We start from the raw sequence: 18677 nt of genomic DNA on the forward strand, positions 1-18677 counted from the left end.
TTTACTTACCTCCTTTAACTTGTTTTTTCAGTTTGACAAAGCGTTCGATAAGGTAATGAACACTGACAAAGAAGATAATAGACGCTGTTACAATGCTGACAAGCTCAGACGGTACCTGCGCCGCATTCATACCAGGAGCTCCAACTTGGAGAACACCAAATAGGAAGGCTGCAAAGAGAATACCAATTGGTGAGTTGGCCGCAAGCAGACTGACCGCCATCCCGTTAAATCCGACAGCCAATGACGCCCCTTGAACATAGACGTTCTGGAAGGTTCCAAGTCCTTCAACAGCACCACCAAGACCTGCCAAGGCACCTGAAATAATCATTGAGAGGATAATCGTTCTTTTTGCAGAAATACCAGCATATTCTGAAGCATGTGGATTAAGACCAACTGCACGGATTTCAAAACCAAGAGTTGTTTTCTTTAGCATGAACCAAATGACTGCAACAGCAATGATGGCAAAGAAAATACCGATATTCATCCGTGAGTTACCAGTTAACTCAGCTAACCAAGGTGTCTGGTAGGTTGCATTAGCCCCAACACGAATGGTCGAATCTGTACTTTGCATGAAGTCTTTAGGGAAAGCATGGATAAAGGCATTCCCTACATACAAGACGATGTAGTTCATCATGATGGTTACGATAACCTCTGACGTCCCTAGATAAGCCCTAAGAATACCTGGAATCGCTCCGACAATCCCACCAGCAATCAAGGCAATCACGATGGTTGCTAGAATCATCAAGGGACGTGGCATATCTGGATGCGACAGGGCAAACCAACCACTGAGAATCCAACCTGCCAAAGCCTGACCCGGAAGTCCGACGTTAAAGAAACCAGCGCGACTGGCAACAGCAAAACCAAGACCAATCAAGACCAGAGGCCCCATAGCACGGAAGATTTCTCCAATCCCACGTAGACTACCAAAGGCTGTATAGAACAATTCTTCGTAGCCCCAAATAGCATCATAACCGAAGATCCACATGACAATGGCTCCGAGCAAAATTCCTAGGAAGACAGAAATCAAGGGAACCGAAATTTGTTGTAATTTTTTAGACATCACTCTTCTCCTTTCCCAAGTTTCCACCAGCCATCAAGACACCAAGTTCTTGTTTATTGGTTGTTTCTGGTGATACAATACCTTGAATCTTACCATCGTGGATAACGGCAATACGGTCTGAGACGTTTAAAATCTCATCCAATTCAAAGCTGACAACAAGGACAGCCTTGCCATTATCACGCTCTTCAATCAAGCGTTTGTGGATATATTCAATGGCACCGACATCCAACCCACGAGTTGGCTGGCTGACGATAAGGAGATCAGGATCACGATCAATTTCACGAGCAATAATTGCTTTTTGTTGATTTCCTCCTGAGAGTGCAGCTGCAGGAACAAATTCGCTGGCAGCACGAACATCAAACTCTTCCATTAGCTTTTTAGCATAAGAAGTAATATTTGAATAGTTCAAAATTCCATTTTTACTATGTGGTTCTTTATAGTAGGTTTGAAGGGCAATATTTTCAGAAATCATCATTTCCAAAATCAAGCCATCACGGTGACGGTCTTCTGGAACGTGCCCAACACTCAACTCTGTAATCTGACGTGGGTGCAAGCCTACAATTGAATCTCCTTTTAGCTCAATGCTACCAGATTCAACCTTGCGAAGACCTGTAATGGCTTGAATCAGTTCAGACTGACCATTTCCATCAATCCCCGCAATACCAACAATCTCTCCAGCACGAACATCCAAGGACAGATTTTTCACAGCTGGGACACCGCGGTTTTCATTGACCACCAAATCTTTGATAGACAAAACCACTTCTTTTGGTTGAGAGGCTTGTTTCTCTGTTTTAAAGGAAACAGAGCGTCCTACCATCATTTCTGCCAAATCAGCATTGGTAGCCCCTGCAATTTCGACGGTTTCAATTGATTTCCCACGACGGATAACTGTAACGCGGTCAGAAACTGCGCGAATCTCGTCCAACTTGTGGGTAATCAAGATAATTGATTTCCCTTCTTTGACAAGATTTTTCATAATAGCCATCAACTCATCAATTTCTGATGGAGTCAAAACAGCCGTTGGTTCGTCAAAGATAAGGATATCAGCCCCCCGATAAAGGGTTTTTAAAATTTCTACACGTTGTTGGGCTCCGACTGAGATGTCTGCTACCTTGGCAGAAGGGTCAACAGCTAAGCCATAACGTTCAGAAAGAGCCTTGATTTCTTTGCTAGCTCCAGCGATATCTAGCACACCATTTTTAGTCAATTCACTACCTAAAATGATGTTTTCAGCCACTGTGAAGGCTTCTACCAACATAAAGTGCTGGTGAACCATTCCGATTCCCAAGCTAGCTGCTTTAGATGGTGAGTCGAGGTTGACAACTTGACCGTTGACCACAATTTCACCACTGGTTGGTTCAAGAAGGCCTGCTAACATGTTCATTAGCGTGGACTTACCAGCCCCATTTTCTCCTAAAAGTGCATGAATTTCACCTTTTCGTAAGTGCAGGTTGATTTTGTCGTTGGCAACAAATGCACCAAACACCTTGGTAATATCACGCATCTCAATGACATTTTCGTGTGCCATGTGCTCTTCCTTTCAGAGTCTTATTTTATTTCAATAAAACTTGCTAGTTTATCTAGTAGCAAGCTTTACTGAGACAAAATGACTTTGTCTCAACTCTTAAAAAAGCGGCCGAGGGCCGCTTCCTAAGAAATGACTTCCATCCATTATTTTGCAGGAACTTTTACGCTTCCATCAAGGATTTTAGCTTTAGCATCTTCGACAGCTTTTTTACCTTCTTCAGAAAGGTTAGTTGTTACCAAGTCAACCCCTTTATCTTTCAATGAGTAAACGATCACTTGACCGCCAGGGAATTCCCCTTTTTCTGCCTTGTTAGAAATATCTTTTACAGTTGTACCAACTTGTTTCAAAGTAGATGCAAGAACAAAGTTTGATTCTTTGCCATCTTTAGAAGTGTATTTACCTTCTGCTTCTTGGTCACGGTCAACACCGATAACCCAAACTTTTTCATTTTCAGGACGGCTTTCGTTGAGTGATTTTGCTTCTGCAAAGACACCAGCACCTGTACCACCAGCTACTTGGTAAACAATATCTGCACCGGCTGCGTATTGTGCAGCTGCAATTGTTTTACCTTTAGCAGCATCACCAAATGAACCAGCGTAGTCAACTTGGACTTTGATAGATGGGTCTACTGACGCAACACCAGCCTTGAATCCTGCTTCAAAACGAGAGATAACTTCTGACTCCTGCCCACCTACAAAACCAACTTGTTTTGTCTTAGTTGTTTTTGCTGCAGCTACACCTGCAAGGTAACCTGACTCATTATCAGCGAAAGTTACGCTCGCAACATTCTTTTGATCTTTAATCACATCATCAATCAAGACATAGTTCAAATCAGTGTGCTCTGCTGCTGCATCTTTAACTGCATTGTGAAGGGCAAAACCAACACCGAAGATTAGGTTGTAACTTCCAGCCGCTTGTTGCAAGTTGTTAGCGTAGTCAGCTTCACTTGTTGATTGGAAGTAAGTGAAACCGTTATCTTTTGAAAGATTGTGTTCTTTACCCCAAGCCTGCAAACCTTCCCAAGCTGATTGGTTGAATGATTTATCATCAACACCACCAGTATCAGTGACGATTGCTGCTTTTGTCTTCACATCAGAAGATGAAGCTGCCTTACGAGAAGAGCGGTTACCACATGCAGCAAGTCCAACTGCTGCCACTGCAACTAGACCAAGGCCTAGCCATTGTTTCTTGTTCATTACTGAACCTCCTAAATAAGATGTGCAACGATGTTGCAAGTATGGATTGGTTGGCCACAAGGACCGTGCCACTCAGAGAGCGACTCAGACTAATTTAAGTCTGTAAAAGAGTATGGAAGTAATTCCCCGACCGTCATCTCGACCGTCGATTTATCTTTTGCGACTAAGGTCACTTTTAGATCTTGTTCAAAAAATTCGACCATTACTTGGCGACAAGCACCACATGGTGAGATTGGTTTTTCAGTTTGACCATAAACAATCAGCTCTGAAAATTCTCTTTGTCCTTCAGATACAGCCTTAAAAATGGCTGTTCTCTCACCGCAATTGGTCAAAGGATAGCTAGCATTTTCAATATTCACTCCCGTGTAAACACTTCCGTCTTTTGCCACTAAAACTGCTCCGATAGGAAAGTGAGAATAGGGGACGTAGGCTTTCTTGCTGGTTTCAATTGCTAGTTCAATCAACTCAGTAGTCGCCATCAGCCAATTCTCCTTTTAAAATGGCTACCCCAGCTGACGTTCCGATACGGGTCGCCCCAGCTTCCACAAAGGCAAGAGCATCTGCATAAGAACGAGCTCCACCAGCAGCCTTGACACCCATATCAGGTCCAACTGTTTCACGCATTAATGTAACATCTGCTACCGTCGCACCACCAGTTGAAAAACCAGTAGATGTCTTAACAAAATCAGCTCCAGCTTTTTGAGCTAATTGGCAAGCCACAACTTTTTCTTGGTCTGTAAGAAGGCAAGCTTCAATAATGACTTTTACTAACTTGTCACCACTTGCTTCTACAACAACACGGATGTCCGATTCAACCAAATCAAGATTACCTGATTTGAGAGCTCCAACATTGATCACCATATCAATCTCATCTGCACCATTTTGGATAGCTTCTTTTGTCTCAAAAGCTTTCACAGTTGAAGTTGTTGCTCCCAAAGGGAAACCCACTACTGTACAGACCTTGACATCTGTGCCTTCAAGCCCATTTTTAGCATGTTCAACCCAGGTCGGATTAACACAAACACTGGCAAAATCATACTCCCTAGCCTCAGACAACAAACAATCAATTTGATTTTCTGTTGCATCTTGTTTTAAAAGCGTATGATCGATATATTTGTTTAATTTCATATTCGGATTCTCCTGCAGTTTATGAGATAATTTCTATAATTTCTCGTAAACTTTGCACCCTATCATTTATTTTAACATATTTTTGAAAATCTGTAACTAGCTGAGGAGAAATTTTTCCATTTGTGTATACTTTTGCAACAATTTCTCCCTTTTGAACGGAGTCTCCAACCTTCTTTTCAAAAACAATTCCAGTTTCATAGTCCAAAGCATCAGACTTGACTGCACGGCCTGCCCCCAGTCTCATAGCATAAAGCCCAAATTCCATAGCTGGAAGAGCTGAAATGACACCCGTTTCCTGAGCAGGTATTTCCACCACATGGGTAACATTTACAGGACGATAGAGGTCTTCCAAGTCTCCACCTTGGGCTTGGACCATCTCCTCAAACTTAGCCAGTGCTTGACCATTTTCAAGATGTTGGCGAACTTCTTCAACTGTTTTATTTACATTTGCCAAACCAAGCATAATTTGAGCCAGTTCACAGATGAAGTGGGTAATATCCTGACGACCTTGACCTTGTAAAATCTCCAATGCCTCAAGGATTTCAAGACGATTTCCAATCGCTTGTCCCAAAGGTTGACTCATGTCCGTAATCACTGCTACCGTCTTCCGTCCAACAGCCTTACCAAGTTTCACCATGGTTTGAGCCAGTTCACGCGCCTCATCAACCGTTTTCATGAAGGCACCCTCGCCAACAGTCACGTCTAGTAAAATAGCATCCGCCCCTGCCGCAATTTTCTTGCTCATCACCGAACTCGCGATCAAAGGAATCGTGTCGACAGTTGCGGTCACATCACGTAGGGCATAGAGAAGCTTATCCGCTTTGACCAGCTGGTCTGATTGCCCAATGACAGATACACCAATATCCTGAACCTGACGAATGAAATCTTCTTGACTACGTTCTACTTGATAGCCCTTGATTGATTCTAATTTATCAATTGTTCCACCCGTATGGCCGAGACCACGACCACTCATTTTCGCGACTGGAACTCCAAAACTCGCTACTAAAGGAGCTAAAATCAAGGTCACCTTATCACCAACACCACCCGTAGAATGCTTGTCAACCTTAACCCCATCAATAGCGGATAAATCAAACTCTTGCCCTGTCTTGACCATATTCATAGTTAGGTCAGAGATTTCTCGAGTCGTCATTCCTTTGAAATAAACAGCCATAGCAAAGGCAGACATCTGATAATCAGGGACAGTTCCTGACACATAGCCTTCTACCAGCCATTCAATTTCACTCGAAGTCAATTCTTGACCGTCTCGTTTCTTTTGAATTAAATCAACTGCTCTCATTCGTTCACACTTCTAAGGATATAGTATCCCTTATCTTTTTTGACGATTTCACAATTGCCAAACACATCCTCCATCTTTGACTTGGCACTTGGAGCCCCTTGTTTCTTCTGGATAACGATTGTTAAATCTCCACCAGTTTCCAAAAAATCTTTACTTTTCTCAATGATTTCATGAACCACTTGCTTGCCCGCACGGATAGGAGGATTGGAAATGACATGGTCAAATGTGCCTTCAACTTGTTCATAGATGTTGGACTGGAAAATCGTCGCTGCCACTTTATTTCGTTCAGAATTTTGTCGCGCCAAATCCAAGGCACGATTATTAATATCGACCATGGTCGCCTGAACTCCATAAGCCTTAGCCAAGGACAAGCCCAAAGGCCCGTAACCACAGCCTACATCAAGGACAGTTTCTCCTTGGTTGACCTCTAGACACTTGAGCAAGAGTTGACTTCCAAAGTCAACCATTTTCTTGCTAAAAACACCCGCATCCGTCAAAAAGGTCATTTTTTCTCCCAATAAGTCCACTCTCAACTCATGAATGTCGTGAGCAGCATCAGGATTTTCTGCATAATACATTTTACTCATGAAACTATTTTACCATAATTTGACTTAAATTGTAAATCGTTTACAAACTGATAATAAAACGAAAAAGACCGAAGAAAGCTAGCCAAGAAGACTTTTTCTTCAATCTCTTTCAATTATTGGAAACGAATGACAAATCATGTAGGAGCAGATATCTCATAGTCTATTGTCTGTAATTAGGCTCATTTTTATGACTATTGCTTAACCTTCAAATACTTTATTATCAACAGGATTCCCAATAAGATGTTTAGATAAAAGCCCAACTGATACGTTTTTGTCAGGAATTCCAAACTTGTCCAAAGGCGTATCAAATCTTCTAGCGACATGCGGAAGAAATAACCCTCTGTAGCAATCCACAAAATCAAAAATAGATAACTACCAGCAGCAAGCCATTTCGTCCACCGTTTTTTTAGTAGGCAAGCAATCAAGAGCGAACAGATAAAGATAGCTGTTACAATAGCATGTTCCATCAAAAAAGTAAAACCGTAATAGATTTCCACAAAGCGTCTACCATTATCTGCATTGGCTCCTTTTATAAAAGGTAGTGCAAAACTTAAAATAAAACAGAGTTCCAATATATAACTTTTTAAGATTCTCATAGTACACCTCCTATAAGTTGTGAATCCCAAAGCCCCCTTGATTAGCTTATAAGTCAGGAGAAACCAGCTCCTACTTCATCTATAAATTGGTCAACCTCTATCTACCTATATTATATAATATTGACTTACCACATTCAAGAAACCGCTTTATTTTTTAACTTTTTATGGTATGATAGACAAAATATCTAGGGGAAAACAAATGACCAACGAATTTTTACATTTTGAAAAAATTAGCCGCCGGACTTGGCAATCGTTACATCGAAAGACAACACCTCCTTTGACAGAAGAAGAATTGGAATCTATCAAGAGTTTTAATGACCAAATCAGTCTTCAAGACGTTACAGATATCTATCTCCCCTTGGCTCATCTGATTCAGATTTACAAGCGAACTAAGGAAGATTTAGCCTTTTCAAAAGGAATTTTCCTCCAACGTGAAAGTAAATCTCAACCTTTTATTATTGGGGTTTCTGGGAGTGTTGCCGTTGGAAAATCCACAACCAGTCGCCTACTGCAAATCTTACTATCCCGTACGCTTACAGATGCTACGGTTGAGTTGGTTACAACTGATGGTTTTCTTTATCCCAACCAGACCTTGATTGAGCAGGGGATTTTAAATCGCAAGGGATTTCCTGAAAGCTATGACATGGAAGCTCTTCTCAACTTCCTGGACCGCATTAAAAATGGACAGGATGTAGATATTCCTGTCTACTCACATGAAGTCTACGACATCGTACCTGAGGAAAAGCAAAGCGTCAAAGCTGCTGACTTTGTGATTGTTGAGGGAATCAATGTCTTTCAAAATCCACAAAACGAGCGTCTCTATATCACTGACTTCTTCGACTTTTCAATCTATGTTGATGCGGCAGTCGATGACATCGAGAGTTGGTATCTGGACCGTTTCTTGAAAATGCTGAGCCTAGCCCAAAACGATCCTGAAAGCTACTACTATCGTTTTACTCAAATGCCCATTGGAGAAGTGGAATCCTTTGCCCATCAGGTCTGGACCAGTATCAATCTCACAAATCTACAAAATTATATTGAACCAACTAGAAATCGTGCGGAAGTGATTCTTCATAAAACAAAGAACCATGAAATCGATGAAATTTACTTAAAAAAGTAATTTTCCCTTGTCAAAACGTAAGTTTTCAGATATAATGGTATAGTTAGTAAATATGGAGGTAAGAACATTGGCAAACATTAAATCAGCTATCAAACGCGCTGAATTGAACGTTAAACAAAACGAAAAGAACTCAGCTCAAAAATCAGCTATGCGTACTGCTATCAAAGCTTTCGAAGCAAACCCATCTGAAGAACTTTTCCGTGCTGCTAGCTCAGCTATCGATAAAGCAGAAACTAAAGGTTTGATTCACAAAAACAAAGCAAGCCGCGATAAAGCTCGTCTTTCAGCTAAGCTTGCTAAATAAGAAACAGTCCATAGAGGCTGTTTTTTTGTCTCCAAATAGGAAAAGGTAGAAAATGAAAATCACAATTATCGGATATTCTGGTTCTGGTAAGTCAACTCTAGCCGAAAAGTTGTCTCACTGCTACTCCATCCCAAAACTTCATATGGACACACTCCAATTTCAACCCGGTTGGCAAGACAGTGATCGCGAATGGATGTTGGATGAGATGAAAAATTTTCTCACCAAACATGAAGCTTGGGTTATTGATGGTAATTATTCTTGGTGCTATTACGAAGAAAGAATGCAGGAAGCTGATCAAATCATCTTTCTCAATTTTCCCCCATTGACCTGTCTCTTTAGAGCCTTTAAACGTTATCTCACATACCGAGGCAAGGTCAGAGAAAGTATGGCAGCTGGTTGTCAAGAACAATTTAATTGGGAGTTTATCAGATGGATTCTCTGGGATGGACGAACAAAAAATGCTAAGGATAGATACCAATACTTAAACAATACTTACCCAGAAAAAATGCATATTCTCCATTCTCAAGCAGAAATTGATTATTTCTTGCAATCTCTTAAAAAATAAACAATAGAGTAACATTCATTAAGGTCAGTATGTAGTGAATGACTAAAAAAGGAAGATTTTCATTCAGAAAATCTTCCTTTTATGTTCCCTTTTATTCTGCAATCAAGGTTTCCAAACCAACCTTCATCATATCGGTGAAGGTATTTTGACGTTCTTCTGCAGTTGTATCTTCATCTGGATTGACCAAACTATCAGAAATAGTCATGATGGCAAGCGCGTCAACATGGTGTTGGGCTGCCAGATAGTATAGGGCTGCTGCTTCCATTTCCACAGCCTTGACTCCCCATTTACCAAGCTCGATATTCTTTTCAAAGTAGTTTGAGTAAAAGACATCAGATGACAAAACGTTCCCAACGTGGGTTGTCATACCGAGATTTTTGGCAATATGATAAGCCTTATCCAACAAATCAAAGCTAGCGATTTGTGGGAAATCGTACTGTGGCCAGTCATTTCGGACAATGTTTGAGTTAGTTGCAGCTGCCTGCGCCAAAACCAATTCACGAACATGAACATCTTCATTCAAAGAACCAGCAGTTCCCACACGGATCAATTTCTTCACACCGTAGTCAACAATCAACTCACGCGCATAAATCGAAATAGATGGCATTCCCATCCCAGTTCCCATGACGGATACACGGTGACCCTTGTAAGTACCAGTGTAACCAAACATGTTACGCACTTCGTTAAAACAAACAGCATCTTCAAGGAAATTTTCCGCAATAAACTTCGCACGAAGAGGATCCCCAGGAAGAAGAATTTTATCAGCAATTTCACCCTGCTGAGCAGCAATATGGATAGACATAATTTATGATACAAAGAGCGACAAGAAAACGACTGAAAATTAGGAATCTGACGAGAAATCCTGATTTCTCACTCAGATTATCTATTTTCCGAGTTTTCCGCTAGTGTTCAAATCAGAACACACGCTCTACCTTTCTTTTTTTATATTTAGGATAGCGACAGAGAACAAAGTAAAAATAGGAAACTGACGAGCATCTCCGATGCTAGACAGTTTATCTTTTTTACACAGTTCTCCGCTCGTGTTCAAATTAGAACACGCGCTCTACCTTTCTTTTTTTATTTTTATATTTCATAGCTAGGAAAAATCGGATTCAATCAAGACTCCGATAAGCCTACTTCTTTTTTATTTCAAACAGTTATTGATAAATTGACAATAGTTTTTAATCTTTTAAGATAAATCTTTGATTCGAAGAAACGGTCGTTCTCTATCTTATTACTCTATTCTTTGACTTCTGACACAGTATATTAGCCCAAGAAAAACGGTCTAATATTTTTGCAAATTCATAGGCTAAAACAGCTGTTACTAAGAGATACGGAAGAGAATCTATACCTAGCCCAGTGAAACCTATTACTAATCCAGTTGCAGACCAGGGAGCCCTCAAGGTCACAGACAAAAAGCAAACCGATCCCAAAAGCAAAATGCTTGGCTGGCTATCCCCACCTAGAATCATTCCAAAGAGAGCAGCTCCAGCCATCCCCAAGGCAAAAGATGGCGTAAGGGTACCACCATAGGCCCCTGCCCACAGGGTAATAAGAACGACCAGTGCTTTTAGGATAAACAAGAGGAATACTGTTTTGCCGTTGCTACCATTCAATACTTCCTGAACTATCATACGTCCATTTCCAAGTAGATGTGGAAAATAACTTGCCAACCCAGCAAGAAAAAGAAAAGCTGTAGGCAATGTGAGAAGTACTCGTTTATCTTTTATCCTGTTTGAAGACACTTCTTTACTCAAGCGGCCAAAAAGCCAAGCTAGTGGGGTTAAGAAAAGAAGTAATAAGGGAATAATCCATATTTCCTTTAATGACCATGTTATCGCTGGAATCTGGTAGAGAGCCTGATCTGAAATAACCAAGCCTGCTATATAGGTTGAAACATAGGTAGTCAAACCGACTAAAACAAATCGTTTAATAGATAGAGCAATTCCTAGAGTTTCAAAAACAAAGAAGACACTTGTTAATGGAACTTGGTAGACAGCCGCTAAACCAGCACCAGCACCACAAGCAAGGAGAAAGATTTGATCCTTCTTAGAGAGAGAACATATTTTTCCAATTGGTCCTGCAAATAGAGTTCCAATCTCTCGTGGCGCAGCTTCTTTACCAATAGGTGCTCCCCCTCCAACTGCAATAATTTGCCAAATTGAATGAAATAGCTGTTTTAAAAAATGAAGTTTGTATTGTGAAGTCTCATCCTTCATCTGTGCTTTAATGGAAAAAATCTGTGATTTTTTTTGCAAGAAATACCAGACCAAGGATGAGCTGACACCCACGATTATTAAACTTAATCCTATCCGCGACGAGGAAACTCCATCTGTCAAGAATACAGTTTGATGCTCTGATTGACCAAAAGCTATCCCCTCTATCATCTTTAAAAGATAATGTAGAAAAATACCAGATAAACCTGAAACTATTCCTTGCAAAATGACTGCTAGGAATAATTTAAGATTATAAGGGATTTTCTGAAAAATACTCCTCAATTCTTTTAACATAATAATAATTCAGCAAAAATGGCTTTAAGTAAGCCTTTAAAATCACCTTTAACACACTCAGCCACTTCTATAACCTCTTCGTGGTTAATCTCTTATTTGAAACCAGTAGTATAGTTAGTAATACATAAAATTCCTAGAAGTTTCAAACCTGAGTAGGCTACAACAATAACTTCAGGAGCAGTTGACATTCCGACCACATCTGTTCCAAGCATCTTATAGGTACGAATTTCTACTCGTGTTCAAATCCAAACACGCGCTCTACCTTTCTGTTTATACTCTTCGAAAATCTCTTCAAACCACGTCAACGTCGCCTTGCCGTATATATGTTACTGACTTCGTCAGTTATATCTACAACCTCAAAGCAGTGCTTTGAGCAGCCTGCGGCTAGTTTCCTAGTTTGCTCTTTGATTTTCATTGAGTATTAATTTTGTTCTTTCACAGAGAGCTACCTGAGTTCTATTCAAGCTCAGGTAGTACTTTCTTATAAACTAGACAAACTAACTGTCATTGTACTATCAGACTACAAGACATCATCGTCACTCACCTTGGAATTCAATGTAGTTCCCCAATGAGTGATTTTCCGATGTGGTTGGGCGAGAAGAGGTCTGTTGTCATAGATTGTTTGCCATCTATTCCAGATAAGACCTGTTCTCTTTTCGATCTTAATTCGCAGATTTCTCATATTTTCTTTAATTGGAATGTTGAGTACAAAACCTGCAGTCTGATTACGTCCATTTCCTTCCCAAGAATGACTACGAACAACTGAATGACCATTTTTATCTACTGTAACTTCTTCCCAAGTTATAGAATAGCGTGCAATGTAAGCTCCACTATGCTGAATAGTTAGGGTTTTATCTTTTACAGGAGTGTAATTTAACACTTGTACTGGCTTAGAAGTTGGTAGTGTCACAGCATTCTTAGCTATAAATCGAAATACTTCTACTTCAGCAAGACTGAGAGCTTGATTTTTTTGACGTAGTTGAATGCGGACACGGCGACCCAACTTGCCATCCAACTGAAGATCTAGACGATTTCCTTCTAAACGAGAAACATATTTTCTAGTAACTTCTGTCCCTTTTTCATCATATAAAATCACATCAAAATCTGCCAAACGTTTAGAAAGTTCGCCATCTTCACGATTATAAAGGCGGACAAGTCCTACCTGTTCTGTACGACCTAAATCAACTTCCCACCAAGGCTGATTTTCAAATTTTGTATGAGTAATTGATTGCTGGCTGTAGTTACTATTAGTATTTCCGTCTAAAGCACGACTAGCATCTCCTCCAAACTCGGTAGAACTTTGGCGTGCTTGCTTTTTCCATGCGATATTCTCAGCACGCAAGACTTGAACTTCTGCGAGACTGAGAGCATTGTAACCATCTAACTCAATACGGACAAAACGAGCTTTTTTATAGTCAATTGCAATTTGTGCAGAGATATCTTTCAGAGATGCAATGCGCTTTCTTTCAATTTCTTTCCCAGAACTATCTAAAAGAATCACATTAAAATTGGTAAGCCTATCCTGAGCAGTATCTGTTCGATTATAAATATTGATTTGACGAATTGTTTCTTCCTTGTCTAAATCGACTTGCCACCAAGGCTTAGATTGAAACTCTGTATGCGTTACAGAATGATGAGCATAATTCCCATCAACTTTTCCATCTACAGCCCTTCTAGCGTCACCTCCAAAAGCTGTCGAACTTTGGGTAACCCGTTTCCCTAGAGCTATATTTTCAAGAGGTTCAGCGCTCGGTTGACTAGATGACAGAGGGACTTGTTGTTTCTTAAAGAAAGAAATTTTTCCCAGTTTTGGATCACGGTAACCCTGCTTATCCAATGTTGTTCGTTTTCCAATATTAAAGTTTGGAATATCATTCATACGGCTTTCAAAATAGCCACGCGAACGGTGTTTAACATTGGCGCTTCCTGTAGATGTCACAACATCACTATCATTTTGTAGCACAGACGTAACCACATTGTCGTTATCCACTACATAATGTTTAATTTTCCCATTTACAGCAAGCTTCCGACTTTCTAGTCCTACATCCCAAAAACCATTTTTGGCATTCCAGATTGTTCTTGAAGTAATGACCTTAGGTGCATTAAATGTTGTCACTTTTTTCAAAACATTATTATAAAAAGTAGGATATTTCTGATAAGCTTCAACTGCTGCTATTTGAGCTAGATAGCCTCCTAGTGAATGACCTGTCATATAGAGATTGGTTATAGTGGAATCCTGCGCCAATTCTTTTACCACATTACGGATATCATCCGCTTGTGCAGGTTTATTTCCTCCTAGCAAGGTCAAGTCAGTTCTCAAATCTTTGGCATCATTCAGTCTTGTCCCACGTATAGCCAACATTTGAACAGTATTGTCTTTTAAATAAGGAAAATCACTCTTAGTTTCAAATAGATAAGCATCCAAACCACTAGCTGTATGGTAAGCTTTTTTCATCTTCCAAAACGGGGCCAACTCATTGTGCATCATCTTATATTCTTGACGATTCAAGTAGAGACTCGGAAATGGATTTTTATGATCTAGAATTTTTTCGATATAGTCATCATCACGATAGGATAACTCCATAAAGAGAAGAGCATCTCGATCTGTAACATACCATTGTTTCTTATTATCATCTTCCCCATCTGCTAATCCGTCTCCATCACTGTCTGCCAGTAATGGATGACTGTTATATCCTAAATAGTCCTTACCATCTTTACGATAAACATAAAGCTCATCCTTATTTTTGATACCATCCTGATCGTCATCACCTTCTAAATCAAGGACTTTTTCACCATAAAGAGAATTGTCAAGCAAATCATTTTCTGAGTGCAGTTCCCCTTTTGAGATTTTCAAAAGATCTTCTGCTGTCACAGGACGAGAAGTTGTAGACTCATCCTTTACATTTTCCTCTTTATTCACTTCTTCAGGAACTAGAGCAGGCTCTGTTTTATGGGATTCCAGCTTTTCTTCTTCCTTCTGATTTTTAAGGACTTCTTTTGTTTCCGGAGCTGGTTGGATAACTGCCACTCTTTCCTCTATAAGAGGCGTTTCCTGTTTTTTTCAGTATTTTCTAGTTTTGTCGGACTATCCGTTGCATTTACTACTAGAGGAGTTTCGTTTTTCACAACTGGACTTCCTTCATTGGCAGAAATTCCTGTCGGTGCTAAAAAAGCAAAGCCAACTGCAACAGATACAACTCCGATACTTAATTTTTTTATGCCAAAACGCATTATTTGGTGACCGATTTTCATTCTTTTCTAACTTTCTTTTATTTTCCCCTATTTACCAATAATTGATAAATAAGCATGTGATAAATTTTTACTAAAGATATAGTAGTTGATTGGATTTTTGTTCATCTTTTAATCACAACAAACCCAATCTTCTCTACTGAAGACGATGAGAACTCCCCCTTTCTAGTCTAATACCATCACCAATTTTTTTACAATTCTGCAAGAATCGCTTTCAGCAAGCCTTTGAAATCACCTTTAACACGTTCAGTCACTTCTACAACTTCTTCGTGGTTAAGTTCTTCTTGGAAACCAGCTGCAAAGTTAGTAATACATGAAATACCGAGAACTTTCAAGCCAGAGTGGGCTGCAACAATAACTTCAGGAACAGTCGACATACCAACTGCATCTGCTCCCAATGTCTTATAGGCACGAATTTCTGCTGGGGTTTCATAAGTCGGACCAGTAACGCCGATATAGACACCCTCATCAAGCTTGATACCAAGTTTTTTAGCCACTTCATGGGCAGTAGCACGGTATTCTGGTGTGTAGGCCTTAGACATATCTGGGAAACGAGGACCAAAGTCATCCAAGTTTTCACCCATCAATGGGTTTTGACCTGTCATGTTGATATGGTCTGAGATAGCCATCAAAGTACCAGGCCCATATCCAATACCACCAGCAGCATTGGTTACAATAACACCTTCACATCCAAGAACTTTCATGACACGTACTGGGAAAGTCACGACTTCCAGAGGGTTTCCTTCGTAGAAATGGAAACGTCCTTGAAGAGCCAAAACCTTGCGACCTGCAAGTTCCCCATATACTAATTTACCAGCGTGACCAACAACTGTTGAACGGCCCCAGTTTGGAATATCCGCATAGTCTACTACAACTGGATTTTCGATTTCTTCTGCCAATTCTCCAAGTCCTGACCCAAGGATTAGACCGAACTCGGGGGCTGCAATTCCCTTTTCTTTCAGGAAAGTAGCAGTTTCATGGATTTTGTTTAAAAATGTCATTGTGTGTCTCCTTTATTATTTTTTTAACATTTGACCAATTTTGTCAAAGGTTTTAGCATTACGAATAGTAATGTGGCGGTAGAAAGGCATCTTGAGCAAGTACTTATGATAGGCAGTTGCATAGTAGGATTCCTCTGAGAATTTCCCCCAGAAAATACCAAGTTTTCCAAAATGAACGACTTCATCTTCCAGTTCCAAACCGTTCACTTTCTCGATCACTTGATTCACATCCAAGCTCTCAGTGTAGAAGAGCACATCTTTTCGAGCCAGGTCTTTGGTCCACCAATCTGGCAGATTCTCCAGCTCTGCTTCATAGTCTTCCTGACTCAGCAAAGAAAAGCTCTGAATAAATGGATAATGGATTTCAAAGAAAGCCTCTAACTTTTCAACCAATTGGGCTTTGGGAGCTGTCGAAGTAAAGAAAATGTTGCCACTGTTGATGTAGGTTTCAAGCTTTTCCAGTCCCAAGTCTGTCAGTTCTTGACGAAGCTCCGCCATGACAACCTTATTTTTCCCACCGACATTAATGCCCCGAACAAGTAAAGCATATCGCGTCATCTTATACCAATTTATCTAAGAAACTTTCACCAATCATGGCAGTTTCAACACCAAAATTATCCGCAACTGTTGCTGAGATGTCTGCAAAATGTCCAACTGGAATGACACCATTGCCTTTAAAGGCAGGGCTGTAGGCCAAAAGTGGAATATATTCGCGAGTGTGGTCTGTTCCTGCGTAAGTTGGGTCGTTCCCGTGGTCCGCAGTAATCAAGAGAAGGTCATTCTCTCTCATGGCTGCGATAATTTCAGGTAAGCGTTCATCAAACTCATGCAAGCAATCACGGTAACCATGAGCATTACGACGGTGGCCATAAAGGGCATCAAAGTCAACTAAGTTTGTGAATGAGAATCCTTTTTCAAACTCAGCAAGTCCCATAGTCTTCAACAGTGTGTCAATTCCGTGGCTATTTGACTTGTTGTGGCCCATGTCATGGTTGATACCAGCACCGTTAAAGATATCGTTGATTTTACCAACAGCGTAAGTATCGATACCTGCTTCATTCAATTTATCCAAAACAGTCGGTGCAAATGGAGAAACGGCTAAGTCACGACGGTTGGCTGTACGAGTGAAGTTACCTGGTTCACCTACATAAGGGCGAGCAATGATACGACCTAGAAGGGCAGGGCGCTCAAGTGTAATTGAACGAGCGTATTCACAGATACGGTACAATTCGTCCAAAGGAATAATGTCTTCGTGGGCAGCAATTTGCAAAACAGGATCAGCTGAAGTATAGATAATCAACTCTCCAGTTTCCATTTGACGTGGTCCAAAATCATCGATAACAGCTGTACCTGAGTAAGGTTTGTTGGCTTCACGAATGACCTTACGTCCTGAAAATTCTTCGATTTTTGTCAAGATTTCTTCTGGGAATCCGTTCCAGAAAGTATCGAAAGGCTCAGTAATGTTGAGGCCCATGATTTCCCAGTGTCCAGTCATAGTATCCTTACCAAGAGATACTTCTTCCAATTTTGTTGCATATCCTGTTGGATTGCTTTCCGCCGGTACAGTCTTAAGAGGAGTTTCACGAGGAATATTTCCTAGACCGATTTTAGCCATGTTTGGGATATTCAAACCAACTGCTTTTGAAATGTGTCCCAGTGTGTCAGAAGCTCCATCTGGAACCCCTGCATTGACAAAGTTATTGGCATCTGGTGCAGCACCGATTCCTACAGAATCCAGTACCACCAAGTGAATACGATTAAATTTTGACATAGTGTATCTCCTTATTATTTTAGTTATCTTGCTTTTGTTGAAGTTAAAATCTGAACCCCGTCTCGTCCAGCAACGATGACCTTATCCACCATTTGGTTGAATAAGCCGTGCTCCACGACGCCAACGACATGGTCCAATTCTTGTCCGAAGGCAATTGGATCTTCGATGACATCCAAGGCAAGGTCAATGATAAAGTTCTGCATATCGGTCACAAAACGTTGGCTATCTTTTTCACGGAAACTTGGTTTGTAGCCAGCTCGTTCAAAACGACGAAAGACCTGTTCTGCGCCATACTGAACCACTTCTACAGGCAATTTAAAAGCACCCAATTTCTCGACTAGCTTGCTTTCATCCACTACCCAAATATATTCTTTTGAGGGTGTTGCTACAACCTTTTCCATCAGAAGGGCACCACCACCGCCTTTGATTCCGTTAAACTGGCTATCCACTTCATCCGCTCCATCAACCGTCACATCGACAACATCTACTTGGTCAATAGACTTGAGCGGGATATTAAGCCCTTCAGCCTGTTTACTAGTCACACTAGAAGTCGTTACAGCTGTAATCTGCAACCCCTCTTCCTTGATACGACGACCAATTTCTTCGACAAAATAATAGGCAGTAGACCCCGTTCCAAGTCCGACTACCATGCCATCCTTGACATACTCAGCAGCCTTGATACCTGCCATTTTCTTCAGATTTTCCACTCAAACACCTCCATTAAAGAGCTATCTCTATTATATCATGTATCCGTTTTTATTTCAT

18 protein-coding genes and 3 pseudogenes are annotated in these 18677 nt (G+C 40.6%); 3 read left to right on the forward strand and 18 right to left on the reverse strand.

Translation table 11 applies throughout. The annotated features are described in order from the left end of the window. Position 1: 1 nt before the first annotated feature. From SK608_RS06280 to SK608_RS06315, 8 genes are all read right to left on the reverse strand, one after another. Positions 2-1060, reverse strand: coding sequence for an ABC transporter permease (locus SK608_RS06280; RefSeq protein ID WP_033677421.1), 1059 nt, complete (start codon positions 1058-1060; stop codon positions 2-4). Further along, on the reverse strand, positions 1053-2588 hold the full coding sequence (locus SK608_RS06285) for an ABC transporter ATP-binding protein (RefSeq protein ID WP_033677422.1): 1536 nt from the start codon (positions 2586-2588) through the stop codon (positions 1053-1055). The genes SK608_RS06280 and SK608_RS06285 overlap by 8 nt, the downstream gene beginning before the upstream one ends. Positions 2589-2731: 143 nt before the next feature. Then, on the reverse strand, positions 2732-3784 hold the full coding sequence (locus tag SK608_RS06290) for a BMP family lipoprotein (RefSeq protein WP_033677424.1): 1053 nt from the start codon (positions 3782-3784) through the stop codon (positions 2732-2734). Positions 3785-3873: 89 nt separating this feature from the next. Next, positions 3874-4263, reverse strand: a complete 390-nt coding sequence (locus SK608_RS06295) for a cytidine deaminase (protein ID WP_000246098.1) — start codon at positions 4261-4263, stop codon at positions 3874-3876. Continuing rightward, positions 4250-4912, reverse strand: a complete 663-nt coding sequence (gene deoC, locus SK608_RS06300; protein ID WP_033677427.1) for a deoxyribose-phosphate aldolase — start codon at positions 4910-4912, stop codon at positions 4250-4252. Before deoC ends, SK608_RS06295 begins: the two co-directional genes overlap by 14 nt. A 19-nt stretch (positions 4913-4931) precedes the next feature. Then, positions 4932-6209, reverse strand: coding sequence for a pyrimidine-nucleoside phosphorylase (locus tag SK608_RS06305; RefSeq protein WP_033677429.1), 1278 nt, complete (start codon positions 6207-6209; stop codon positions 4932-4934). Then, positions 6206-6796, reverse strand: coding sequence for a class I SAM-dependent methyltransferase (locus SK608_RS06310; RefSeq protein WP_080982514.1), 591 nt, complete (start codon positions 6794-6796; stop codon positions 6206-6208). The genes SK608_RS06305 and SK608_RS06310 overlap by 4 nt, the downstream gene beginning before the upstream one ends. 191 nt (positions 6797-6987) lie before the next feature. After that, positions 6988-7392: a hypothetical protein gene (locus tag SK608_RS06315; protein ID WP_033677433.1), complete on the reverse strand. Its 405-nt coding sequence runs from the start codon at positions 7390-7392 to the stop codon at positions 6988-6990. 199 nt (positions 7393-7591) lie between these two features. On the opposite strand from SK608_RS06315, the gene coaA reads away from it, so the two are divergent. The 3 genes from coaA to SK608_RS06330 all read left to right on the forward strand — a co-directional run bounded on the left by coaA (position 7592) and on the right by SK608_RS06330 (position 9381). Next, positions 7592-8512, forward strand: coding sequence for a type I pantothenate kinase (coaA, locus tag SK608_RS06320; RefSeq protein WP_033677435.1), 921 nt, complete (start codon positions 7592-7594; stop codon positions 8510-8512). 67 nt (positions 8513-8579) lie between these two features. After that, entirely contained in the window at positions 8580-8816 is a 237-nt protein-coding gene (rpsT, locus tag SK608_RS06325; protein ID WP_001274000.1) for a 30S ribosomal protein S20, read from the forward strand. Positions 8817-8868: 52 nt separating this feature from the next. Next, positions 8869-9381, forward strand: a complete 513-nt coding sequence (locus tag SK608_RS06330) for a DNA topology modulation protein (RefSeq protein WP_033677437.1) — start codon at positions 8869-8871, stop codon at positions 9379-9381. Positions 9382-9472: 91 nt separating this feature from the next. Here the strand turns inward: SK608_RS06330 and deoD are convergent, their stop codons facing one another. The 10 genes and pseudogenes from deoD to rpiA form a co-directional block, all read right to left on the reverse strand. Then, the gene (deoD, locus tag SK608_RS06335) at positions 9473-10183 is read right to left on the reverse strand and encodes a purine-nucleoside phosphorylase (RefSeq protein WP_031243322.1); all 711 of its coding nucleotides are present in this window, start codon (positions 10181-10183) and stop codon (positions 9473-9475) included. Between the two features lie 424 nt (positions 10184-10607). Beyond that, positions 10608-11891 carry a chloride channel protein gene (locus SK608_RS06340; RefSeq protein WP_033677442.1) on the reverse strand — a complete coding sequence of 428 codons (1284 nt, stop codon included), beginning with the start codon at positions 11889-11891 and terminating at the stop codon, positions 10608-10610. After that, positions 11885-12130 (reverse strand): annotated as a pseudogene (locus SK608_RS10735) (phosphorylase family protein); the annotation flags it as partial. The pseudogene SK608_RS10735 and the gene SK608_RS06340, both read right to left, overlap by 7 nt. Positions 12131-12411: 281 nt before the next feature. Then, on the reverse strand, positions 12412-12906 hold the full coding sequence (locus SK608_RS11975) for a thiol-activated cytolysin C-terminal domain-containing protein (RefSeq protein WP_033677790.1): 495 nt from the start codon (positions 12904-12906) through the stop codon (positions 12412-12414). Between the two features lie 6 nt (positions 12907-12912). Continuing rightward, positions 12913-14475: pseudogene (locus SK608_RS12055) on the reverse strand (galactose-binding domain-containing protein); the annotation flags it as partial. Positions 14476-14927: 452 nt separating this feature from the next. After that, the gene (locus SK608_RS06365; protein ID WP_033677443.1) at positions 14928-15143 is read right to left on the reverse strand and encodes a YSIRK-type signal peptide-containing protein; all 216 of its coding nucleotides are present in this window, start codon (positions 15141-15143) and stop codon (positions 14928-14930) included. A gap of 188 nt (positions 15144-15331) precedes the next feature. Further along, positions 15332-16141, reverse strand: a complete 810-nt coding sequence (locus SK608_RS06370; RefSeq protein WP_033677445.1) for a purine-nucleoside phosphorylase — start codon at positions 16139-16141, stop codon at positions 15332-15334. Then, positions 16138-16699 (reverse strand): annotated as a pseudogene (locus SK608_RS06375) (DUF1697 domain-containing protein). Before SK608_RS06375 ends, SK608_RS06370 begins: the two are co-directional and overlap by 4 nt. A 1-nt stretch (position 16700) precedes the next feature. Further along, positions 16701-17912, reverse strand: coding sequence for a phosphopentomutase (locus SK608_RS06380; RefSeq protein WP_033677449.1), 1212 nt, complete (start codon positions 17910-17912; stop codon positions 16701-16703). A 23-nt stretch (positions 17913-17935) separates the two neighbouring features. After that, positions 17936-18619, reverse strand: coding sequence for a ribose-5-phosphate isomerase RpiA (gene rpiA / locus SK608_RS06385; protein ID WP_033677451.1), 684 nt, complete (start codon positions 18617-18619; stop codon positions 17936-17938). Positions 18620-18677 lie beyond the last annotated feature (58 nt).

Source organism: Streptococcus mitis subsp. hohhotensis (assembly GCF_000722775.1).
GTDB classification, from domain to species: domain Bacteria; phylum Bacillota; class Bacilli; order Lactobacillales; family Streptococcaceae; genus Streptococcus; species Streptococcus carlssonii.